Annotated in this window: 25 protein-coding genes; 20 read left to right on the top strand and 5 right to left on the bottom strand. The window is 48.1% G+C overall.

The genetic code is table 11. The annotated features are described in order from the left end of the window. The 15 genes from pilM (at position 1) to VNK96_04340 (ending at position 13,698) form a co-directional block, all read left to right on the top strand. Positions 1 to 1,146, top strand: a complete 1,146-nt coding sequence (gene pilM, locus VNK96_04410; protein ID HWP30957.1) for a type IV pilus assembly protein PilM — start codon at positions 1 to 3, stop codon at positions 1,144 to 1,146. 83 nt (positions 1,147 to 1,229) lie between these two features. Beyond that, positions 1,230 to 2,012, top strand: a complete 783-nt coding sequence (locus VNK96_04405) for a hypothetical protein (GenBank protein HWP30956.1) — start codon at positions 1,230 to 1,232, stop codon at positions 2,010 to 2,012. A 4-nt stretch (positions 2,013 to 2,016) separates the two neighbouring features. Continuing rightward, a complete protein-coding gene (locus VNK96_04400; GenBank protein ID HWP30955.1) occupies positions 2,017 to 2,868 on the top strand; it encodes a hypothetical protein in 852 nt (283 codons plus the stop codon). A gap of 15 nt (positions 2,869 to 2,883) precedes the next feature. Continuing rightward, positions 2,884 to 3,606, top strand: a complete 723-nt coding sequence (locus VNK96_04395) for a hypothetical protein (GenBank protein HWP30954.1) — start codon at positions 2,884 to 2,886, stop codon at positions 3,604 to 3,606. A gap of 69 nt (positions 3,607 to 3,675) precedes the next feature. Then, positions 3,676 to 4,383, top strand: a complete 708-nt coding sequence (locus tag VNK96_04390) for a hypothetical protein (GenBank protein HWP30953.1) — start codon at positions 3,676 to 3,678, stop codon at positions 4,381 to 4,383. Positions 4,384 to 4,444: 61 nt separating this feature from the next. Then, a complete protein-coding gene (locus VNK96_04385) occupies positions 4,445 to 6,076 on the top strand; it encodes a secretin N-terminal domain-containing protein (protein ID HWP30952.1) in 1,632 nt (543 codons plus the stop codon). Positions 6,077 to 6,171: 95 nt separating this feature from the next. Then, positions 6,172 to 6,705, top strand: a complete 534-nt coding sequence (locus VNK96_04380; GenBank protein HWP30951.1) for a shikimate kinase — start codon at positions 6,172 to 6,174, stop codon at positions 6,703 to 6,705. After that, positions 6,702 to 7,772 carry a 3-dehydroquinate synthase gene (gene aroB, locus VNK96_04375; protein HWP30950.1) on the top strand — a complete coding sequence of 357 codons (1,071 nt, stop codon included), beginning with the start codon at positions 6,702 to 6,704 and terminating at the stop codon, positions 7,770 to 7,772. Before VNK96_04380 ends, aroB begins: the two co-directional genes overlap by 4 nt. Position 7,773: 1 nt before the next feature. After that, a complete protein-coding gene (locus tag VNK96_04370) occupies positions 7,774 to 7,992 on the top strand; it encodes a hypothetical protein (GenBank protein ID HWP30949.1) in 219 nt (72 codons plus the stop codon). Beyond that, entirely contained in the window at positions 7,979 to 9,784 is a 1,806-nt protein-coding gene (locus VNK96_04365) for a protein kinase (protein ID HWP30948.1), read from the top strand. The genes VNK96_04370 and VNK96_04365 overlap by 14 nt, the downstream gene beginning before the upstream one ends. After that, on the top strand, positions 9,781 to 10,428 hold the full coding sequence (gene rpe, locus VNK96_04360) for a ribulose-phosphate 3-epimerase (protein ID HWP30947.1): 648 nt from the start codon (positions 9,781 to 9,783) through the stop codon (positions 10,426 to 10,428). Before VNK96_04365 ends, rpe begins: the two co-directional genes overlap by 4 nt. Continuing rightward, entirely contained in the window at positions 10,416 to 10,721 is a 306-nt protein-coding gene (locus VNK96_04355; GenBank protein ID HWP30946.1) for a hypothetical protein, read from the top strand. Before rpe ends, VNK96_04355 begins: the two co-directional genes overlap by 13 nt. Then, positions 10,702 to 11,790, top strand: a complete 1,089-nt coding sequence (gene ribD, locus VNK96_04350) for a bifunctional diaminohydroxyphosphoribosylaminopyrimidine deaminase/5-amino-6-(5-phosphoribosylamino)uracil reductase RibD (protein HWP30945.1) — start codon at positions 10,702 to 10,704, stop codon at positions 11,788 to 11,790. Before VNK96_04355 ends, ribD begins: the two co-directional genes overlap by 20 nt. A gap of 12 nt (positions 11,791 to 11,802) precedes the next feature. Further along, positions 11,803 to 12,357, top strand: a complete 555-nt coding sequence (locus VNK96_04345) for a riboflavin synthase (GenBank protein ID HWP30944.1) — start codon at positions 11,803 to 11,805, stop codon at positions 12,355 to 12,357. 174 nt (positions 12,358 to 12,531) lie between these two features. Further along, the gene (locus VNK96_04340; GenBank protein ID HWP30943.1) at positions 12,532 to 13,698 is read left to right on the top strand and encodes a Gfo/Idh/MocA family oxidoreductase; all 1,167 of its coding nucleotides are present in this window, start codon (positions 12,532 to 12,534) and stop codon (positions 13,696 to 13,698) included. Positions 13,699 to 13,944: 246 nt separating this feature from the next. Here the strand turns inward: VNK96_04340 and jag are convergent, their stop codons facing one another. Genes jag through rpmH form a run of 5 tightly spaced genes read right to left on the bottom strand, consistent with a single transcriptional unit; the run spans position 13,945 to position 16,844 of the window. After that, the gene (gene jag, locus VNK96_04335; protein ID HWP30942.1) at positions 13,945 to 14,694 is read right to left on the bottom strand and encodes an RNA-binding cell elongation regulator Jag/EloR; all 750 of its coding nucleotides are present in this window, start codon (positions 14,692 to 14,694) and stop codon (positions 13,945 to 13,947) included. A gap of 33 nt (positions 14,695 to 14,727) precedes the next feature. Further along, on the bottom strand, positions 14,728 to 16,173 hold the full coding sequence (locus VNK96_04330) for a membrane protein insertase YidC (GenBank protein HWP30941.1): 1,446 nt from the start codon (positions 16,171 to 16,173) through the stop codon (positions 14,728 to 14,730). Between the two features lie 7 nt (positions 16,174 to 16,180). Then, positions 16,181 to 16,399 (bottom strand): membrane protein insertion efficiency factor YidD, encoded by a 219-nt coding sequence (gene yidD / locus VNK96_04325; GenBank protein ID HWP30940.1) that lies wholly within the window; start codon positions 16,397 to 16,399, stop codon positions 16,181 to 16,183. Further along, positions 16,396 to 16,713 (bottom strand): ribonuclease P protein component, encoded by a 318-nt coding sequence (gene rnpA, locus VNK96_04320; protein HWP30939.1) that lies wholly within the window; start codon positions 16,711 to 16,713, stop codon positions 16,396 to 16,398. The genes yidD and rnpA overlap by 4 nt, the downstream gene beginning before the upstream one ends. Continuing rightward, positions 16,710 to 16,844 (bottom strand): 50S ribosomal protein L34, encoded by a 135-nt coding sequence (gene rpmH / locus VNK96_04315; GenBank protein HWP30938.1) that lies wholly within the window; start codon positions 16,842 to 16,844, stop codon positions 16,710 to 16,712. The genes rnpA and rpmH overlap by 4 nt, the downstream gene beginning before the upstream one ends. Between rpmH and VNK96_04310 the strand changes: the two genes are divergently transcribed. The 5 genes from VNK96_04310 to VNK96_04290 form a co-directional block, all read left to right on the top strand. Then, positions 16,843 to 18,261 (top strand): hypothetical protein, encoded by a 1,419-nt coding sequence (locus VNK96_04310; GenBank protein ID HWP30937.1) that lies wholly within the window; start codon positions 16,843 to 16,845, stop codon positions 18,259 to 18,261. The two genes, rpmH and VNK96_04310, sit on opposite strands and share 2 nt — an antisense overlap. Further along, positions 18,258 to 18,887 carry a hypothetical protein gene (locus tag VNK96_04305; GenBank protein ID HWP30936.1) on the top strand — a complete coding sequence of 210 codons (630 nt, stop codon included), beginning with the start codon at positions 18,258 to 18,260 and terminating at the stop codon, positions 18,885 to 18,887. The genes VNK96_04310 and VNK96_04305 overlap by 4 nt, the downstream gene beginning before the upstream one ends. 486 nt (positions 18,888 to 19,373) lie before the next feature. Then, positions 19,374 to 19,874, top strand: a complete 501-nt coding sequence (locus VNK96_04300) for a hypothetical protein (GenBank protein ID HWP30935.1) — start codon at positions 19,374 to 19,376, stop codon at positions 19,872 to 19,874. Positions 19,875 to 19,889: 15 nt separating this feature from the next. Continuing rightward, positions 19,890 to 20,882: an RHS repeat-associated core domain-containing protein gene (locus VNK96_04295; GenBank protein HWP30934.1), complete on the top strand. Its 993-nt coding sequence runs from the start codon at positions 19,890 to 19,892 to the stop codon at positions 20,880 to 20,882. A gap of 3 nt (positions 20,883 to 20,885) precedes the next feature. Continuing rightward, the coding region (locus tag VNK96_04290) for a hypothetical protein (protein HWP30933.1) at positions 20,886 to 21,139 on the top strand (254 nt) is incomplete at its 3' end.

Raw genomic sequence — 21,139 nt, 5'->3', positions numbered from 1 at the left:
ATGGCAAAACGTCTAACCGCTGCCGTGGGGGTGGATGTCGGCACTAAAGGAATCAAAGTAGCCATAGTCCGCCTCGGCAAAGACTCTCCTAATATCGTTGGCTTAGGCTATTCACCGACCCCCGAAGGAACATGCGACCACACCGGCATTTTCGACCCGCAAGCCATAGGCAAAGCCGTCCAAGCCGCTGTGAAAGAATCTGGTGCAGCAACGAAAGACGCTATTTTTTGTATTAATGGCTCTTCTTCTGTTGTGGTGAGGATTCTCGAAGTTCCTCGAATGAGCGAACAGGAACTCGCCGCGCATATGGAATGGGAAATTCAGCGAAATATCCCCTTTGCGGAGTCCAACGTCGTAAGCGATTATCGCCCAATCGAAAATCCTGCACTCGCCACAACTCAAAATATGGAAGTAGTCATGGCGGTCTCCCCCCAAAGCGCAATTGATACCATCATCGCAACCTCCAAAGCTGCAGGGCTAAAAATTGCGGCTATCGATGTCGAACCTTTAGGACTCGCGCGAGTTCTGAAAACATGCCATCCGAATGATATAGGTGCAAAGAACCTTTGCCTCATTCACTTCGGGCACAGCACTACGGCCATAAATATGTATCGTGCAGGAACCATCGCATTTCCGAGAACGATTCCTATCGGAGGAGCTGCGTTGACGAAAGCGATTGCCGATGGTCTCGGTATCGGGATGGCAGAAGCGGAAGAGAAAAAACGGCACGCAAGCGCTCCTGAAGCTACCCCTGGTGGTTTCACAATGCCTGCTGCCGGCTCGACAGCAACACCGTACACATATGAAACCGCTCAAGCAGCGGCTGAGGGAGCCGACGAAATGGCACGTATTCGTAGTCTTCTTGCTCCGCCTCTCGAAGAGTTAGTGGCAGAGGTTCGTCGTTCGATTGATTATTACCGCAGTAGAGGTGGAGTGGTCGAAGAGATCGCCCTCAGCGGTGGAAGCGCAAACCTCAACGGTTTAGAGCAATACTTGAACACGAGTTTGGGGATGCCCGTTTCGAAAGTCAACCCGTTCTCGAACTTGCCAGTGGACCTACGCGGAGTGGGTGAAACCTATATGAAAGAGAGGGCATCTGAGTTTTCAGTAGCAGTCGGCATGGGACTGCATATCGCCTATGATTAGGCTCGTTTTGCTTTGAAATAATTTGAACTAAATTGCCTTGAAATAATTGATTGTAATAACGTCTAAAATAGAGAACTAACGAAATGAAACTCAATCTGTTACCGAAAACGGTAGCGAAAGGTGTAGCAGCGAAGTTCGCCTTCACTGCGATGCTGATTCTTGTGATTGCAAATTTAGCGGTTGCTTTCGTTTTGAACCAGGCTTACCGTTCGCGACTCCAAAGCCTGCAAGATTGGGCAGCAAGCGTTCAGCCATCGGCAGACCGCGTAGTTCAAGCCTCCAAAGAAGCGGATGAAATCATCGCAGGGGCACGAATCGTATTGACGAACACCGAACTCGTCAAAGCGATAAACGAGGCGAACCAGAAATATCCCGATTTATATGACGAACTTCGCCAGTACATCCCTGCGTTCTTCCGCGTAAGAACGATAACGGCGGCTTCGACAGGAGCGAACGTGAGCACGGTTACCATCGTGGGATATTTGCAAACCTTCCAACAATATGCAGATGTGGTTATCTCGTTGCTAAGGCATCCGGACGTCATAGCGGTAGGTCGTTCGGGTTTCAACCCTGTTCCTCCAGGCGACGAAGGACCGTTCGGCTACAATCCAGATGCGCCTGAGCGAGGACCTATTCCGGGCTATTCTGTAGTTACCCTGACACTGCAATTGCAACGAGATTTACAGGCACCTGATCCACTCCCCACCTTGCGTACCGCAGCGGGAGCACCTGCAGGGCAAGCGGGACAACCCAGCGGAGGAGGAACCGCAACAAGGCCTACACCAGGGGCAGTTTCAACAGGCGGTGTCGGTGGAGCACCAGGCGGAGATTCGACAAATTTAGGAGCATTGAAAAAGAGCAGGTAGAGACATGTTCAAACTTAGTCCTCTAACGTTCGTGATCTGCGGAGTCGTTCTCATAGCAGTTACATGGGCAGGTTTTTGGTTTTTGTCAATAGGAAAGATTCGCGAAGAGATAGCCGGTTGGGAAGAACACAACGAACAACTTCGACAAATCGTTTCGGACACTACCGTCCGTCAGGTGCAAGAGAGAGTTCGAAAAGCACTCGAAAAAGTTCATCAAGCACAAGTGCAATGGAAACAAATTGCGGCGACACGAACACCGAGCATGGGGCGAATCAACCTTGCGGCGAATCGTTGGCAACTCACCGTGAATGCTAGAAGATGGCATCCCACGGTCGAGAGGGATTTGAGAAGGTGGATTCTTCGCAGTGGGGTTCGTGTAATTGCCCCGGTACAGGATGGACAAATAGGACCTTTCGTCCCTTATCCTACTGAGAACCCGAACGAACTCGTTGAGCTTTATTTCAATTATCCAGCCTTACCGTTTCCTGTCTGTGTTTGGGATTTGGGCGAGATCACCGTAGAAGGAACGTTTGACCAGATTTTGAATCATGTTCGTTCTTGGTCGAGAATCCCAGGTTACGTAGCTTGCGCTCGAGGATTGGCGATTACGGGAACTGGGAGCCGGCTCAAGGGAACCTATAATTTAATCGTTGTGGCGTACATCAATACCCCGAGCGTGTATGGCGGTACTGGAGAGCGTGGTGCAGTTCCCGATTTGAGTGCAGCAGCATCCGGTGGTGGGGCTACTGGTACAGCCTCACGACCCACTCCGGGAGCCGGTCCAGGAGGACCGAGTTCTGCTTCGCCTCCACCATCGGGTGGACCTGCAAAAGGCAGTACCGCACCGGTAGGATAGGAGCGTCAAATAAGTATGGCGAGTGTAAATATGTTGAAAAAAACACTTTTAGGAATAACTTGCGTAACATTTGCGTTGAGCGGATGCCAACCGAGTGAAGAGTTGGAGCCGGTGTCACCTGTTGGAGACATCGTGGGTCCTCTCAAAGCAGAATATCAGTCGAAAGCCGCAGAAGCACCCATGGCGGGAAACCCGAGACAACCGCTCGTGCAAGACAAGCAAGCCATAGTTTCGAGCGCAGGACGGATTTATGCATCACGATACAACCCATTCTCTTTGAAGTCCGATGAAGCAGCGTTCGAAACACAGATTCGCTACAATTTCATCTTGAATAAGATGTCTCCGAGTTATGCTTTGGAATTAGTTGCTGCTCCTCCTGAGATTCCAATAGAACTTCAACCGATGGAGCCGCAGCCATATCGCAGAGTCGCAGGTGTGATTTTCGGGGATAGCGTTCGCGCGTTGATCATCGAGGAAGGTGGAAAATCGTATTTCGTTTCGCCCGGCGATATGATTGGGGATTGGCTTGTTGCCTCGATTGACGCAGAAAAAGTAGTCCTCGAACGAGATCCGCGAAAGCGCCCTAACCGTCTCGAGATCCGAGTAGAGTCGCAACCCGCTTTTCTTCCTTCTGGCGGAGCTCCAGGAGGAGCAGGGGGTGGGGCTCCTGGTGCTGCCGGAGCAGCGCCTCCAGGTGGAGGTGGCGGTGGTGGAAGAACGACAGGAGCGGACACGTAGGCGTTTTTTCTAATGGAAGTAACCATGCTACATGTGCAACGTAAGAATAGATGGAGGTTAATGAAAACAATGAAAAGAAGTTGGTTCGTAATGTTGGGACTTTCGCTTTTGGCATGTGCGCTTGCAATGCCAGTCACGGCGTGGGGTCAACAAGAAGATATAAGAAAGAAGAAAGTGTCTTTGGAAATCCAAGACGCAGATGTTCGTGACGCATTGAAGTTGCTCTTCGATGCCGCTGGTGTTCAGAACTACACTGTGGCGAGCGATGTTCAAGGCACCGTAACGGTAAAACTTACAGATGTTCCCTTTGAAACAGCACTTAGAAGCATTCTCGATCAAGTAGATGCGACTTATAGTTTCGAGGCAGGCCTTATCCGCATTTTCAAGCGTGAAAAGCCTACGGTTACTCCGACTACGGAACAGCCTTCCATCCAAACCACTAAGGTCACTCGAAAAATTCCGATTCTCCATGCTGACCCGTATTTGATTGCGCTACTCTTGTCCGGGCAAGGCGCACAATTCGGGATCCCGCCTGAATGGAGCACTTCTGCAACCGGTGGCTTCGGAGGCTTCGGTGGTGGCGGCTTCGGCGGCGGCGGCTTCGGCGGAGGCGGTATCGGCGGCGGAGGCTACGGTGGTGGTGGCTTCGGCGGCGGCGGCTTCGGCGGAGGCGGCTTCGGCGGTGGCGGCTTCGGCGGAGGCGGCTTCGGTGGTGGCGGCTTCGGCGGAGGCGGCATCGGTGGTGGCGGCGGTGGACGCTTCGGTGGCGGACGCTAAGCCAGCACGTACATGATCAATTCTGTTAGAATGATTTACTCCAAAAGGAGGAAGTAAGGACATGCGCAATCTATGGATTGGTGGACTCATCGCGCTTCTACTGTTCATCGGTGGAAGCAGCGATTTTTTTGGACAGGAGCAAAGCACTAAACGCTTCGACCTCGCTCTGCAAGATGCTGAATTGCAATATGCGACACAAATGCTTTCACAGGAAGCTGGGCTCGCCCTGCAATTCGTTTTTCTGCCTTCTCAGCAACCTTATGCTCGCATTACGCTGAATCTGAAAGGCGTTACTGTAGACGAAGCAGTTAAATATATTTGCGAAGCAGCAGGTGCAGACTTTCGCAAAGACCCTGGGAATGTGTATGTGATTTTCCCTAAGGGCACAGAGCCGAAAATTGCGGACAACTCCCAAGAAACAAAACCCGTACCCCCCCCTCCGCGAGAAGTCGTGGTTAGAAAAATCGTTTTGAAGCGACAGCATCCGAAATACGTTTTGGAAGAATTGTTCGCAAGAGAAGCGGATGCGCTCGGTGAATGGAGAGCGGTGCTTCGTTTCCGTGACCTGCATGCTGGTGTTTATCTAAACAAGGGTCAGGATTCACCTGTCTATATGAACACATCTCCATCTTTCACCAAACTCGAAACCATAACGAAGGGCTCGAATTCTCCCTCCAACGACAGTGGTATTGCTGTTCCCGGTTCTGACTCAGGTACTGGAGCATCTGGTGGTTCTGGGCAAGGTCTTATCGGTGGAGGCGGAGGTGGTGGGCAGTTCGGCGGTGGTGGATTAGGCGGTGGCCAGTTCGGCGGCGGTGGTGGCCTTGGAGGCGGCGGCGGATTGCAATTGCAAGGCGGCCAAGGCTTTATTCCATCAGGCATTGACCGCATTATCTACGACCCGACCGACAACAGCCTCATCGTTCAAGGCGACGATAATGCAATTCAGCAATTAGAACGCATTATTCGTCAATTGGACGTTGCTCCCCGGCAGGTGATTATCCAAGTTCAATTCGTTACGACTCGACAAAACGTATCGAGAAACTTCGGAATTGACTGGCTATTCCAGCGTGGAGCGATTTTTGTGGGTAATACCCCTGGAACGCAGGCTCGAGCAGGAGATCCATTCTTTGTAAACTGGGGTCAAGGCAACTTGACGACTCGTTTGCGCACACTCCTTTTGGAAAGTGGAGCGACGATAATCGACGCTCCTATGGTGAGAACGCTGAATAATCAGCCGGCTTTCGTGTTGCAACAAATAGCGACTTGGATCATTCTCAACCAGTTGATTTCTGTCGGACAAGGTCAGGTTATCGTTGCACCGACGTTGCAGCAGGTTCTGATTCAAACAGGATTAGTGGTTCAACCGAGAATCAACCAAGATGGTTATATCACCTTGACGATTAACCCGCAAATCTCGCAGATAACGGGACGTGTTCGCGGTCCGCAAGGTGAAGAAGCACCGGAAATCACGACACAGACGATTTTCGTAACGGCTCGCGTGAAGAGCGGTGAGACGATTGTCGTCGGCGGGTTGAATCACAAAGACGAACAGTTTTCGATGCAGAGATATCCGATTCTTTCGGACTTGCCGATAATCGGAGGTTTGTTCAAATCTACATCGAAGACGGTAAACAACACTGAACTTTTGATTTTCATTACTCCGACGATTGTTCCAGAAGAGGAATCATAAAAATAACTGCCGCACCCGGATTTACGGGTGCGAAAATGTGAGTTTGTTCATTGTCTTAGCAAGCGACCAGAATATTCTGGTCGCTTGTGTTTTTTATGACAGAAAGTTTAAAGGCTATTAGGTTTATGGCGGTAATTCTTGTAGGAATGATGGGGAGCGGGAAATCGACGGTGGGGCGTCTTGCGGCGTCATTATTCGGTTTAAAGTTTATAGATTTAGATGAGGAAATCGAACGTACGGCAGGAATCAAAATCGCCGAGATTTTCAAACGCTACGGCGAAGATGAGTTCCGAAGGTTGGAAAGCGAGGCGTTGAAACGTGTCGAATCTTCGGAGAATATGGTGCTTTCCGTCGGTGGAGGGGCGATGATAAAGCCGGAGAACGTAGAGACGATGCGCAAGATAGGAAAAATCGTGTATTTACAAACGAGTTTGGAGGAATTGGAACGCAGGCTGGAACCAGAAAAGAGCAATCGCCCGTTGCTACAGGAAGGTTCACACAAAACTCTTAAGGACCTACTCGAAAAGCGTCGCGCCGTTTACGAAACAGCCGATATAATTCTTGTAACAGAACGCTTCACGCCTGAAGAAATGGCAGAAATCATAGCAGGCATCACGCAACTTCCATGAAGGATAGAAACGGAATCGAATTCGTTGCAGGAGATAAACGTTATCCCGTTTTTATTTCGAGAGCGAATGTTGCGGATATCCTTTCGTTCTTGGGAAATTCGGAAAGCACTCGATGCTTCGTCATCACAGACCACAATGTTTGGAAGGCTCATGGAAAAGATTTCGAGGAGTTAGGTCCTGTCAAAGTTTTTCTTGCGGGTGAAGAGAGTAAAAATATCGAAACATGGCAGGAATGTCTCGTGTGGCTGGCACGCAACGGCGCAGACAGGAAGTCGGTTCTCGTTTTAGTAGGAGGGGGGGTCGTTTCGGATTTAGGAGGCTTCGTTGCCGCAACTTATATGCGAGGACTGCGATATGTCACCGTTGCTACGAGCCTTTTGGGTCAAATAGACGCGGCATTGGGGGGGAAAACAGGGATTGATTTACCCGACGGAAAAAATTTAGTAGGAGCATTTCATCATCCCTTGGCAGTTTGGTGCGATTATACACGTTTGAATACTCTCCCGAACGTAGAATTTCGAAATGGAATCGTAGAAGCGATAAAGTATGCGGCAATTATTGTCCCCCAATTGTTCGAGGAGATCCTGAACGACTCGGAAAGACTTCTTTCCCTAGAGCCCGCAGCATTATGCAGTTTGGTAGAACAATGCGTACAGGCGAAGGCTCGCGTGGTTGCGGAAGATCCTGAGGAAAGGAGTGGGAGGAGGGCTATTCTGAATTTCGGGCATACGGTGGGTCATGCTTTGGAAACCGCCTTAGAATATCGCGGTCTATCCCACGGCGAAGCCGTGATGATTGGTATGATAATCGAGTCGGAAATCGGAAAACGGTTGGGGATAACCCAGCCCGAAGTGAGCGAAACTTTGCAACGAGCGGCTTCGGTTTGGGGATTGCCGACTTCTATTCCGAAAGGAATCCTAAAAGAGGAGTTATTGAATATTATGCAGTTAGACAAAAAGGTGGTATCGGGACGAATCGGGATGGCATTAGTAAGCGAATTAGGAAAATGTTCCCTCGTTCCCGATATATCAGAAGACGTAATTCTCGAGGTACTCAAAAAATCTTGATATGGAAATTTTGCGATTCTTGGCCACTTCGATAGTTTGTTTGATTCTCGTGGTGGGTTATTTCGCACAACAGTATTACTATTTACAAGGGAGGGAGGCTTTACGAGATTGGACGGATTTCGTGTATACGCCGAATTTATATTTGGGATGGATAATCGTTGTTTTAGGAATCTTCTTTTCGATAATACGAAAGCCGCAGGATAATCGTGATTGTAGGTGAAGTTGTACGTGTTCGCTACGAGATAACCGAGGAATTACCCTCCTCGGCGATTTTTGCGAATTACGTAGCGCGTGACCGTTTGCATAACTCACAGGTCTGTTTACGATTCGTCAAAAAACCTTTTTCCGACGAGCCCGAGTTCGTTCAAATGCTTTGCCAAGTCGTGGAACAGGCAATGAAATTAGATCACCCGGGGATAGCAAAATGCTACGGAATCGAAGAACACGATGGGAAGCCATTCGTTATTTGTGAGTTTATTCGAGGAAGCACGTTGGCAGAAAGGATACGACGTTTGGCTCCGTTTTCTCCTTCGGTCGCATGCGAGATAGGAATTGCAATTGCAGAAGCCCTTTCCTATGCATCGGAAAGAGGAATGATTCATGGAGATTTGTGCGCAGACCATGTAATCGCAACTTTGGAAGGACGCACTGCGGTTATCGATTTCGGATTGTGGAGATGTTATGGCGCGAGCCAAACTGCAGGCGCAGTGGTGCTGTCCAGGATGGCTCCGTATTTAGCGCCGGAAGTCATCGAGGGTGGAATGCCTTCGCAGAGTTCGGATGTTTACGCATTGGGTGTGATTCTGTTCGAACTTTTGACGGGAAATTTTCCGTTTCGAGGTCAAACACCCGCTGCGATCTTAGCGAAGCATCTTTCTCAACCCCCGCCGTCCGTTCGAGCAATCAACCCGGCAATCCCCCCCGTATTTGATGCCATCGTGAACAAAGCATTAGCGAAAAACGTTTTAGAACGCTATGAATCTCCTTCGCAACTTCTCCGAGATTTGCGTCAACTTTTGGACGCACTTCGCTTTGGCAAAAAACTTACATGGCCTTTGGAACACGAAGAGGGGGAGGAACATGTAGCACCTGTTAAAACCTATGCCGAAAAGAAAGAGGAGCAGAAACGAGCACAGGTTGTATTTCCTAACGTGCCGAAGGCGAGCACGAAGCCGGAATCTCGTCCTGTGTCAACGCGGACGACCCGCCTGAGCGAACCGGATGATGTTCCTTTTTGGCTTCGCGCCACTGTTTTTGCTGCTGCTGGCGCATTCGTTATGTTCGTGATCGGCTGGATTATTTTCAATTTAACGCAACGCCCCATTGTAGAAGCCCCCTCGTTATTGGGAATGCCGATATCTCAAGCGAAAGAACAGGCAAAGCGAGTGAATTTGGATGTCGCAGAACTCGGTTCTGAATACAATGAGCGCTATCCCCAACCGGGCACGGTAATTTATCAGTATCCTGCTCCGAAAACTCCCATGCGCGAGGGGGGGATTATTCAGGTTCGTTTGAGTTTAGGAAGTCGGATGGTTGAAGTTCCTGATTTGCGTGGTCTGACGGTTACAGAAGCGAAGACTCGATTAGAAAAAATCGGTTTGGAACTCGATCCTACGACTCGTCAGGCTCCGAGCAGAACGATATCCGAAGGGCTTATCATATCCACAGACCCAGCCCCACATGAGCGAGTGGAACGCGGGACGGAAATCACCGTGACGGTAAGCAGTGGCGAAAAACGGGCTGAGCGAACAAGAAGAGATGTTTCTGAACTCATCGAAAACAGGTTCAGTCTTTCGTTTCGAGTTCAAGAAAGCGAAGAACCTGTTTTAGTTCGAGTGGAGATGACGGATGCGAGAGGGGTGGAGGAAGTGATTTTCGAAGAACAACGACCGGGGGGGTCGGAGATTGTGCTGAAAGATATTCCCGGTTATGGGAAAGAGGCGACGTTTAGGATTTACTTCAATGGATTTTTAGACCAAACTGTTCGGAGGAGGGGCGAAAAGACGGAATGAATCGAATTATCGCACCATCTATTCTTTCAGCGGATTTCGGAAGGCTCGCTGATACGATTCGTATGTTGGACGAAGCGGATTGTGATTGGATTCACTTCGATGTAATGGATGGAACTTTCGTTCCCCCCATCACTTTCGGTGCGCAGATGGTCGCTGCATTGCGACCCTTGACAAAGAAGCCATTCGACTGTCATTTAATGATTGAGCATCCCGAGACACAAATCGAAATGTTTCGAGATGCCGGTGTCGAACGGTTGACGGTGCATGTAGAGGCTTGTCGGCATTTGCATCGAACATTGCAAGAAATCCGTCAAGCGGACCTTTGTGCTGGAGTCGCTTTCAATCCTGGAACACCTCTAAACGCTGCGAGAGAGGTTTTGGAATTGGTGGATTTAATTCTCGTAATGACTGTGAACCCTGGGTGGGGGGGGCAAGAATTTATTAGGAGTTGCTTGCGAAAAATTCAGGAAGCGCGACAGATGGCTCCTCATCATCATGTGGAAGTGGATGGCGGGATCGATGCCGAGACGGTATGCGAAGCGGCTAATCATGGTGCGAATGTTTTTGTCGTCGGGAGTTATGCCTTTTCCGGAAAGCCTAAAGAACGCATTTCTAAGATACGGAGCGCACTGTGCAAAGGTTGAAAATCATCACTACGATTTTCGTCGTTTTGGGAATTGCGATGATCGTGAGCTATCCTTGGACGGTAGGCTCGATTCCCGTGGAGACGGCTACGAACGAAGAGAAAAAAATATATTTGATAAAAATGGTTATTTTCGTTACCGTAGTTCTTTTGACTTGGTTAGCGGCTGCTACGAGTGCGTTATTGATGATCCGTCGAATTCGAATGGAATATCTGGAACAAAGCGAACAACATTTGCAGGAATTGCTATCGTCTCGTCCTCCGAAAAAGAATAATGAACGCGAATCGGAGTGAATGGACGGATTTCGATTCCGCGATGATGCGCGAAGCGATTGCTTTGTCTCGAATGGGTTTTCCTGCACCGAATCCGAGAGTCGGGGCTATCGTAGTTTCCAATGGTGAAATCGTAGGCAGAGGGCATCACGAGGCTGTAGGTTTGCCGCATGCGGAGGTTGTAGCGATTCGGGAAGCTGGGGAGCGCGCGCGCGGCGGTGTCCTTTATGTGACGCTCGAACCGTGCAAGCATCACGGACGCACCCCCCCGTGTGTGGAAACTATTATCGCATCGGGAATTCGACGGGTGGTCTATGCCTGCGACGACCCGAACCCAATGGCAGCAGGGGGGGCGAATGTATTGAGAGAAGCAGGAATCGAAGTCCAAGGGGGGTTGCTCTGCGAGGAGGCGGCGAAGATAAATCGCTTCTTTATGAATTGTCATAGGCTGGGCAGACCGTGGGTGTTCGTAAAAGCAGGAGTGACTTTGGATGGCAGAATTGCGACATCGTCGGGAGAAAGCAAATGGATAACCGACGAAACGGCGCGAAAACGAACCCACGAACTTCGAGCAGAGACGGGCTGTGTTTTAGTCGGTTCGAAAACTGTGCTTTGCGACAATCCTTCTCTTACGGTTCGCGCGTTTTCCGTTCCCTCTCAACCTTTGCGTGTGATTTTGGATCTGGATGCGAGCCTTCGAGGTGAATGGAAATGCTTTACGGATCGTCAGGCAAAAACAATTTGGGTTACTTCACAGATGCATCGAGATTATGAAAATGAATACGTCGAGAATTGGGTTTGTCCGCTTCGAGAAGGGGAGTTCGATTTGAATGCTCTATTGCATTTTTTGAAGGAACGGGGCATGATCGCAGTGTTGGTGGAAGGTGGGGGGAATACGGTGGAAACGTTTTTTCGTCAATCCCTGGCGGATGAAATCGAATTGCACGTTGCGCCGAAAGTTTTAGGTTCTGGTCGTGTGTGGGTTGATGGAAAAGGGGTAAAGGAATTGAAGGATGCGTGGCAATTAACGGATTTGCATGCGGAACCATTGGGGGACGGTTTGAAAATAACCGCTAAAGTAAAAAGATAAAGTGGGGAGAAAATGTTTACAGGAATCATCGAAGCGGTAGGAATCGTAGTAGAAAAGAATCGGCACTTGGTTGTTCGCGCGCCTGGACTGCGCGTTCGAGAGGGGGAAAGCGTTTCGGTGAATGGCTGTTGTCTCACGCACGTAGGGGGGGAGGATTTGACCTTTGCTCTCTCGGAAGAGACGCTAGGGTGCACGAATTTGGGGGGGTTGAAGGTCGGTGATAAGGTGAATTTGGAAACGGCAGTAAAGGCAGGCGCACCTATGGGAGGACATTTCGTTTTGGGGCATGTGGATGCGGTGGGAGAGTTCATAGGAAAGGAAGGTGAAGAGTATCGGTTTATGGTTCCGAACGAGGGCGGGCGTTATTTAGTGAATAAAGGCTCGATCGCAGTAAACGGCGTGAGTTTGACGACGATTCTCCGAGAGGGAGAAGAGAATACATTTTCTGTGGCTTTGATCCCTTATACTTTAGAGAAGACGAATTTGGGAGAGTTGGCACCTGGCGATAAGGTGAATTTGGAATACGATATTCTTGCTAAGATTGTAGAGAAGTTATTGAAGCGCTGAAGTTCGAGCGATTTCGCTAGAAAGGATTAGATACATCGAACAGGTCTATGTGTCGTTTTATCGGACTCCTTGTTGGTCAACCTATCCAGACATTTGTGCTTCATCTAATCGGGGCTGTTGTCTAAACAATCTCCTCAATTACTTCGGTTTCCAAAATATATCAAAATAGACTCTATGCCGAAACGGAAAGTCAGAATCGGAATGGTGGGATACCAATTCATGGGGAAGGCGCACAGCAATGCTTATCGGCAGGTTGCGAGATTCTTCGACATGGATTGGGAACCTGAAATGGCAGTGATTTGCGGACGCACGGAAGCCCCTTTGAAGGCGGCGGCAGAGAAATATGGATGGCAGGAGACCGAAACGGATTGGCGACGTCTCGTGGAGCGAAAAGACATAGACCTTATTGACGTCTCCGCGCCGGGAAATTTGCATGCACCGATTTCGATTGCCGCGGCTGAGGCGGGAAAAATCATCTGGTGCGAAAAACCTCTCGCGAACAATTTGCAAGAAGCGCAAAGTATGTTCGAAGCGGTGAAAAAAGCAGGCGTTTTTCATGCGATTTTTCACAATTACCGATACTGTCCTGCTGTCGCTTTAGCGAAACGAATGATCGAAGAGGGCGTTTTGGGAAAAATTTATCATTTTCGAGCAGTGTATTTACAGGATTGGATCGCTGATCCAGCTTTTCCTTTGGTTTGGAGATTGCAAAAAGAAATCGCTGGTTCAGGAGCGCATGGAGATATCGGCGCGCATATTATTGATTTGGGTAGATATTTAGTCGGTGAAATCACAGAGGTATGCGGACATTTGGAGACTTTCATCAAACAGAGACCGAAATTGGCGAAGGCAGACGATAGACTCGGGGGGGTTGCGTCTGCCGAAATGGGTGAAGTTACCGTAGACGATGCTTCCATGTTTTTGGCGCGATTCGAGAATGGCGCTTTGGGTACTTTCGAAGCGGCTCGCTTTGCATTGGGAAGAAAGAATCACAACCGTTTCGAAATCAACGGCTCGAGGGGTTCAGTCGTTTTCAATTTGGAAAGAATGAACGAATTGGAGTATTATAATGCAGAAGATCCCCCCCACCTGCAGGGATTTCGTGTGATTCAAGTTACGGACAAAGTTCATCCTTATACAGCGAATTGGTGGCCGGTGGGGCATATCATCGGCTATGAACACACGTTCACGCATTTGGTTTACTCAGGATTCGAACGGATGGGGAGGGGGGAGAACCCGACGCCCGATTTCGAGGATGGCTTGCGAAATCAAATGGTTTTAGACGCAGTCGAACGCAGCGCGAAAAGTAGAAAATGGGAAAACATTGTAGGAGCGCCGTAAGGCGCGATAAAAAACAAGATGTAGATAGCCAGTAGGAGCGCCGTAAGGCGCGATAAAAAAGCAAGATGTAGAGCCGTAGGAGAGCGCCGTAAGGCGCGATTAAAAAAACTATTAGCCTACATTGTCTAAAGCGCAGCTTTCACACGCTTTTATATTTCAGTCATCCAATAGGCTCAAAAGTTGAGAGCAGTCGAGGTATGAAAAAAGCGTAGAAAAGCCTTAGTGCGCGATAAAAACTCTCTCAGCCTATGAAGGTTTCGGGCTAATCACGACGCGGCGGTTCGGCTCTTCACCTTCGCTGTAGGTTTCGACCCCCTCGAAATCTGCAAGGGCTTGGTGAATTATTCTTCGCTCGTGTGCAGGTAAGGGGTCGAGGACGGCTTCTTGCTGTCGCTTGCGAACTTGAGCCGCGATTTGCTTCGCCTGGCGTATCAACGCTGCATTTCGTTCCATTCGATAGGAATCCGCGTCGAGAGTAATTCGCACTCCAGGGCGAACGCTCCTCGCCATCATTGCATTCGCTAAATACTGTAGCGAGTCGATTGCCGGTTGGCGACTTTCTAATAAAAAACCCACATCCGGACCGGAAAGGTGCAAATCTACATACCTTCCGTGAACACTTTTTACGCTCACGTTAACACGAAGACGCCCGGCTTGGAAGATGCCTTCGACAGTCGCTCTCGCTCTTTCCGCATCCTCTTGCGTGGCTTCGACGGCGAGTTCTTCTTCGCCTTCTTCCGTTTCTTCTTCGGCTTCTTCGATTGTTTCCGTTTTCTCTTCCGGGGCGGATTCCGATGCACTCCATTCGACAACTGCCTCCGGTGGATGAGCCTTCACCCATGCACGCACTCGGAAATTGTCGCGCGCGAATAACCCCCCGGCTTTTTGTTCGATGATTTCGAATTCACATTCTTCGACGCTTCGACCGAGAGCCTGCGCAGCAGCGCGCTTCGCCTCTTCGAGCGTTCGACCAGTTGCTTCAGTACTTTCTGTCATGTTCAAAATATCCTCCCTAAAGGGAATTCGTTGTTATCTTTTCTTTTTATGTTTTTTCGTTTTAGGTTTATGCAACACCGGTGTACCGGTTTTTTGTTTTGGTTCTTGAGTCGGTGTTCCTTCCGAAGGAATCAGTCCTTTGAATAGACCGTTCTTTTTCGCTCCCGCAGGGACTTCCACTAATGGCGGAAGAGGTTGTTTGTTCATATAAATCGTTTGTGCTGTCGAAACGATATTTAACCCTATCCAATATAACACGAAAGCACTAGGGAAATCCCAAAAGAGCATGAGAGTGGTAAATACCACTGCCATAATCAAACCGATAATTCTTTGTTTTTGCGCTTGCTGTGGATCACTTACCGAGAGCAAAGTGGCTACGATCATGGATATTCCGTAGATAATAACGAGAGGATAATCCCTGAACCCTAAGTTCGGGGCGATTCCGTGAAATGCATTCGCTGTGGAAGGATTAATCCAAAGAAACGTTCCCTTTTGGAATTCGAAACGATATAAATTCATGCTGTAAAAAATCCAAAGGAAAAATGGAATTTGCACTAAACTCGGTAGACATCCCGCCCAAGGATTAATATCGTATTTCTGATAAAGTTTCATGATTCGCTGCTGCAATTCCGCCCCTTGATAATTTTCTTGCAGTTCTTTAACCATCGGTTGGAGTTGAGCCATGCGTTTGAAACTGCGTATTTGTTTTGCTGCGAGTGGCCAAACGAGTAACCGTGCGACGACGGCAAGCACGATGGCTGCGAACCAATAACTAAATCCGGGAATCGAACCGGTCATTTTCACGAGCGCATCGATAATCATATAACCGAAATGCGCAGGACCCGACGCTTCGAAACGAGCCATGTGAGCGGCAATATCGCGCGAGATTTCTTGATATTCCTTCGCTTCTTTTAATATTTCAGGAGGATGCGAACCGGTTGCTAAAGAGCGAAAGGCTTGATAAGCGCTCACCGCCGTGTTGAAATCTCTGTCTACTTCGGCTTTGATGAGGAGCAATCGTGCGTGTTCGTACTCTACTCTCGATGCGGGAGTTGCTAAACGTGGATTTTCTTTGCTCTCGTTCCGCAAACGCGCTGCTAATTCCGAAGAAGTTTGCAACAATCGAGAAAGAGAATCATGAAAATACTTTTTGAGCGTTTCGATGGGGTCGGTCGGTTTCGGCGCGAGTTCTGAAGGCTGGGTTGTTTGCGCTTCCGGTGCATAGGCTTGCGGCAGAGTTTCCATTTGCGCATGGATTTTTCTAAGTCGTTCCGCTTCCTCCCCTTGCAATTTATCCACGTAAAGGCGCGATGCCATTTGAGTCTCTTTCCAAGCGCTTTTATATCGCGCGATGAGTTCGGCAGTCGTCAGGGACTGTTGAGGAGATTTGGGAAAGAAAAGTTGCATCCCCAAAAACACCAGAGCGAAAATCAAAAGCATCTGGATCAGATTGCTTCGCGCGTTCGGTTGTTGACTCATGATTTATCTACGGTACGGGGTCATAACCCCCAGCATGAAACGGATGACATCGGCAAATGCGGCGCAGACCTAACCAAACACCTTTCCAAAACCCGTAACGTTCGATGGCTTCCAATGTGTACTGAGAGCAGGATGGCGTAAAACGACAGATAGACGGCTTCCAACGGGTGCTTCGTTGGTATAGCCGAATCAATCCCACTCCGACGCGTTTGCCGAAATCACTCAATTTCTAAGTTGGTTAAGTATGGCACGCAACGCCTCTCTAAGGTGCTCTCCTCGAAGGTTTTCGCCTGATTTCTTGATGAGGAAAAGCATGTCCCGATTCGAGGGAACCTCCTGGAGCATCGTTCTCAGCGCTTCGCGCCACCTTCGCTTGATGGTGTTTCTCCTGGCTATGCTTCCTATCGCTCGTACCGGAATGACTGCAAATCGCCCCTCCCCAGGAAGCCAAAGGACCCGGAGGTAGGGAGTATCGAAAACCTTTCCTTGCTGAAAGAGACGTTCGAATTCTTGGCGCTTTTTGAGCGTGCGCGACTTCACGGGGTGAGTCGGTAGCGACCCTTTTTTCGGCGCCGTTTTATGACGTTCTGCCCGTCGGTGGTGCGCATACGCACCCGAAAGCCATGGGTCTTCTTCCGGCGGCGCTTATTGGGCTGAAAGGTCCGTTTCATGCTGGGAGCAGAAAGTATACCGAATTTTTTTTTGGTGACGTTTACATACGACCCGATTGACCAACTCTTGTCGGAAACTCGCCCTGGGTATTTGTGTGAGTACGATTACGATGCGAACGGGAATCGCCTGTATCGTCGCTACAACGGCGATGTGGTGAATCAAGAGAATTACCTATACGACGGGGCGGACAAATTGACCGAGATTCGGGTGAACGGGAACCCGGTGAGGTCGTTCGGATACGACGCATGCGGACGGACGACCGCGATTACCAATTCCACTGGAACGACAACTTTCGCATGGGACTACGAAGATAGGCTCGTCGCTATCAATTATCCAGGGGGGGCACAGAGTTCCTTTGCATACAATGGTTTCGGGGCGAGAGTTTCGAAAACAGACACATCGGGTTCATACACTTTCCATCGCGCTGGTTCTGGTGCTTCGTCTTTCATTCTTTCTGATGGGAGAGCGAATTACACTCCAGGAATTTCGGAGCGTCGTGATGGCGTAAGTCGCTTCTATCACTTCGACGCCTCTACCTCCACGAAACAACTTTCGGATGGCAGTCCTTCTTTTTCCGATACTTGGTCATACGATGCCTGGGGGAACGTCCTTTCTCGAATAAGGGACACCTCTACTCCATTCCAATTCGGTGGGGGCTCGGGTTACACACTGGATTGGTCTGGGTTCGTGTTTTCGGGTGTGGGGATATTCGACACGACTACAGGTCGTTATCTCACGCCTACCGGTGGTGGAGGGAGAGGTGGTTGGGGGGGCGGCTATGCTCCGGTAGGCAATAATCCTCTAGGCTTTATTCCTCCTTTGGGGGATCCACAGCCTATTCCTTATGGTCTTCCGAAGGGCAATTTAGAAGGTGGAGTTCCCTTCGACTTGACCGATTTCGTTTGCGGTTGGGGGGATGTCGTGTCAGGAACTGTCACGGATACGATAAGAGATTGGCTGGGAGTAAATGACAATGTGAATAAATATAGCAGTTCTTATGGGTGGGGTATGCTTGCTGGGGTTGGTAATTCCGTTCTTTTGTTTAGTTTGCCGAGACCTTATCCAGGTGCCGGTGTATTCATAATAGGAGAAAATTTGGGAAGTGGACGTATACCGGCTGCTGCAAAAGCAATAGGGGCTATGGCATTTGAGTCGAAGGTAGGAAAAAGCGTTGAAGCTGTTATTGGGTTACTTAAGCTTAAAGAATGGTATTTTTCTGCATCTCTAAGTGCCAAAATTATCCGTTTCCCGGTTTCGGTTCTTATGGCAGTAGAAAACGTAGGATGGTTATTGTCTAACATGCTCTTAGGAAGAGTATTAGTCGACTATGGACCTTTAAAGAAAGGAGTAATCCAGAGTGCGTTTTATCGTATAGAAAGTTTCTTTGTCGATTTGTTTGGATACCCAAGTATATGATGTGGAGATTATATTGTTTTCGTTGGCTTGCAAGCGTTATAGAGCGTTTCGATGAGGCCTTTTTCGGTCCTCAAGAACGCGAAATTTACTGGGCGTTCAAGCCCCTTGCTGAGAAGTACAAGTTATCTCAAACTTTTGATACTCGTTGGTTCATTGGAAGGTATTTGAATAAGAAAACTGGGACAGGTATTTATATCAATAGAGATGATGCGGAGCTCGTTGTATCTATTTGCAAACTTAACAATGGAAAAATCATTTTAGATAATAATTTCTTGCTCCCTGTAGTATTCATCGCAAAAGTTCGTGGTGCTCACTATCAGGCTCCTCCCTATCAACTTTTTATGAGTTTTCCTTCTGATACGAGAAAAAAAATCTTAGCAGAACTCGTTCGTCTTTGCGATGAGTATGCGTCCGACTTTCTATCGGGAGATTTTTCGCAATGGAATGTCATAGTTGAGAAATATCGTAGGGAGCATATTTCAGAAGGCCTTCCGGAGGAGCATGCGGATGAACTCCTGACGAAAATTAATAAAGCAAAGGGAAGTAAAAGTTTGGGATGCATATTGATAGGGACAATAATATTGTTATCACAAATTATATTTTTGATGCGAGGATGCAAGATGTAATAAAATTCATACATGGTCGCGAATGCCTTTCATTTTAATGGATATTGCAATTGACTCTAACGACTGGGAAGAAGTCCCTACTATAGAATGGAAAGATTCATAAATGTGGTTATTTAGATACCCTAGGTCGTAGATATGCTATTGCAATCATGGAAAGAAATTTGCCGATGTTTTGAAGAAGCAATCGTATCAGAACTTGATTTTCTCATAACGAACTTCGGATTCAGCAATTTTATTTTTGATTTTAATTCCGCTGGTTGTAGTGCCTTCAGTAGAGCGCAATATGTGGGGCTTGAAGTACATTTTGATTTAAGGGATGCTTATTTCGATGTTTTACTGTTCAGGCTAGAACCAAAAAGTCGTTTTGGTCCTCCTAGTATAGTTTACGACTATGAAATAAGAAAAGACCCGAGAATGATTAAATTAGAATGGTTGATGTGTATTCGAAAGATGCCGAATTGTTGAATAACTTCATGGTATGAACATATGATTGATCTTTGGTTTGGTGTAACGCAGAATTCTGTGAAAAGGAAAGTTGAACGAGCAGCTTGTATGCTTCGAGAATGTGGAGATCTATTAGAAGGGAATCCTTCAGCATGGAAGCAAGTTGAAACAGAGAAAGCAAAAGAGATTGCGAGACGGAGGCTGAATTATATAGAGATGATACGCATGGATCTAGAACTCCTTCGTAAGATAGTTATCTCTTATATCGAAGATCACGATGGCAAAGTACCGGAATTCGATACAAAAGCATTCCCTATAGAATTAGAACAAACTTTTGGCATAGAAGACGTTTATATAAAGGAAAGAATACGAGAATTCTACGAAAGAGAATGGGACTACTACATACCCGCTGATATCGTAGGTAAAAAATATAAAGACCTACAACCTAATCAACCGTTTATAAAAATACGTGGAGAACCTAAGTACAGCAAGTGGTGGATTGACGTTTTAGGAAGGGTGCTTTGTTGGGAGGAAAATAATTGAATTTCTTTTTCGAGAATGCGAGATAATATCACGGTGACCGAGATGGATTCGTCTGGGACGTCTTCGTTCATGCTTGCGGGGACGGATGTGGTTTCTCCTGTTCTTACGGTCACGAAGGGGGGGACGACAACGAGTTACACCCCAGGTCTTTCGGAGCGGAATATCGCGACGCAAGTTTCCCGCTTTTATCATGCGGACTTGAAGAACGACGTTCAGCAGACGAACACCTCGCAAAGTTTCGATGGGACGAAGCGATACGATGCTTTCGGGAATGGGGTATCCGAGACGGGAAGTTGGAGCGGACCTTTCGGATACGGGGGGGCATTCGGTTATCAGACGGATTCGGATTCCGGGTTGCTGTTGTTGGGTCATCGCTACTACGACCCGAGCATCGGACGATTTTTATCGAACGACCCGATAGGCGATGGTGCGAATTGGTATGTGTATTGTGAGAATAATCCTGCTAAGTATACAGATCCACTTGGTTTGTGGAAAGCTGTAATTATTATAGGAGAACATTCTTGGTGGGAGAAGTTAGTAATAGGAATTGCACTTGCAAAATTTAAAAGGTGGCTAAGAGGTAAAGGTGCTACTAAGATAATAGTGTTACGAAATCCAACGCCTGAACAAATCGTTGATGTTTTGAGTGATGATACTGTAGAAGGCTGCGTATTTATAGGGCATGGCCCACCAGACGACGTGTCTGGCGCATGGCTGACGTGTAGGGATGGCTATCCGTTCGGTGTAGTTCAAATTGGACAGATTAAACAAAGGCGTAGAACAAAAATGCGTTTATTCTTGGCATACTCTTGCAACAGTAGCCGATTGGGAAATGCACTTTTAGATATTGCGGTAGAAGTTTATACGTATGAAGGCGGTGCTAGCTGGGTTGATCTTTTGTACATTCCTAAACCAAAGACGTCATCGGGCGTTGGGTTCGCACCTAAATCTTGGGAAATCGGTGGCGGCTCGTTTGCATTGGGTGGAACATTAAAGTTAGGGTATTGATTTATGAAAGAAGCCATAGTTGTTTTGTTGCATGCGACTGCAAACGTTGTTTTCTTCATAATTGGTTTGTATATTTTATGTGCATATAATCGAGTAATTCGCTCTGCTGGATTCGTGAAATGGTTTTTAGTCTTCGTAGTTTGTAGTTTATTTTTATTTGTTTTGAGTTCGTTATTCTGGTGGGGAATGCCTTATGCGCCTTTGGGAGTTCCACTAGGTGGTGCACTAATTATAAGCACTACATTGATGAGTACATT

Source organism: Fimbriimonadales bacterium (assembly GCA_035559795.1).
Classification (GTDB): domain Bacteria; phylum Armatimonadota; class Fimbriimonadia; order Fimbriimonadales; family ATM1; genus DATMAR01.
The sequence above is the reverse complement of the archived record's forward strand: the minus strand, read 5'-3'. Positions and strand labels throughout refer to the sequence as shown.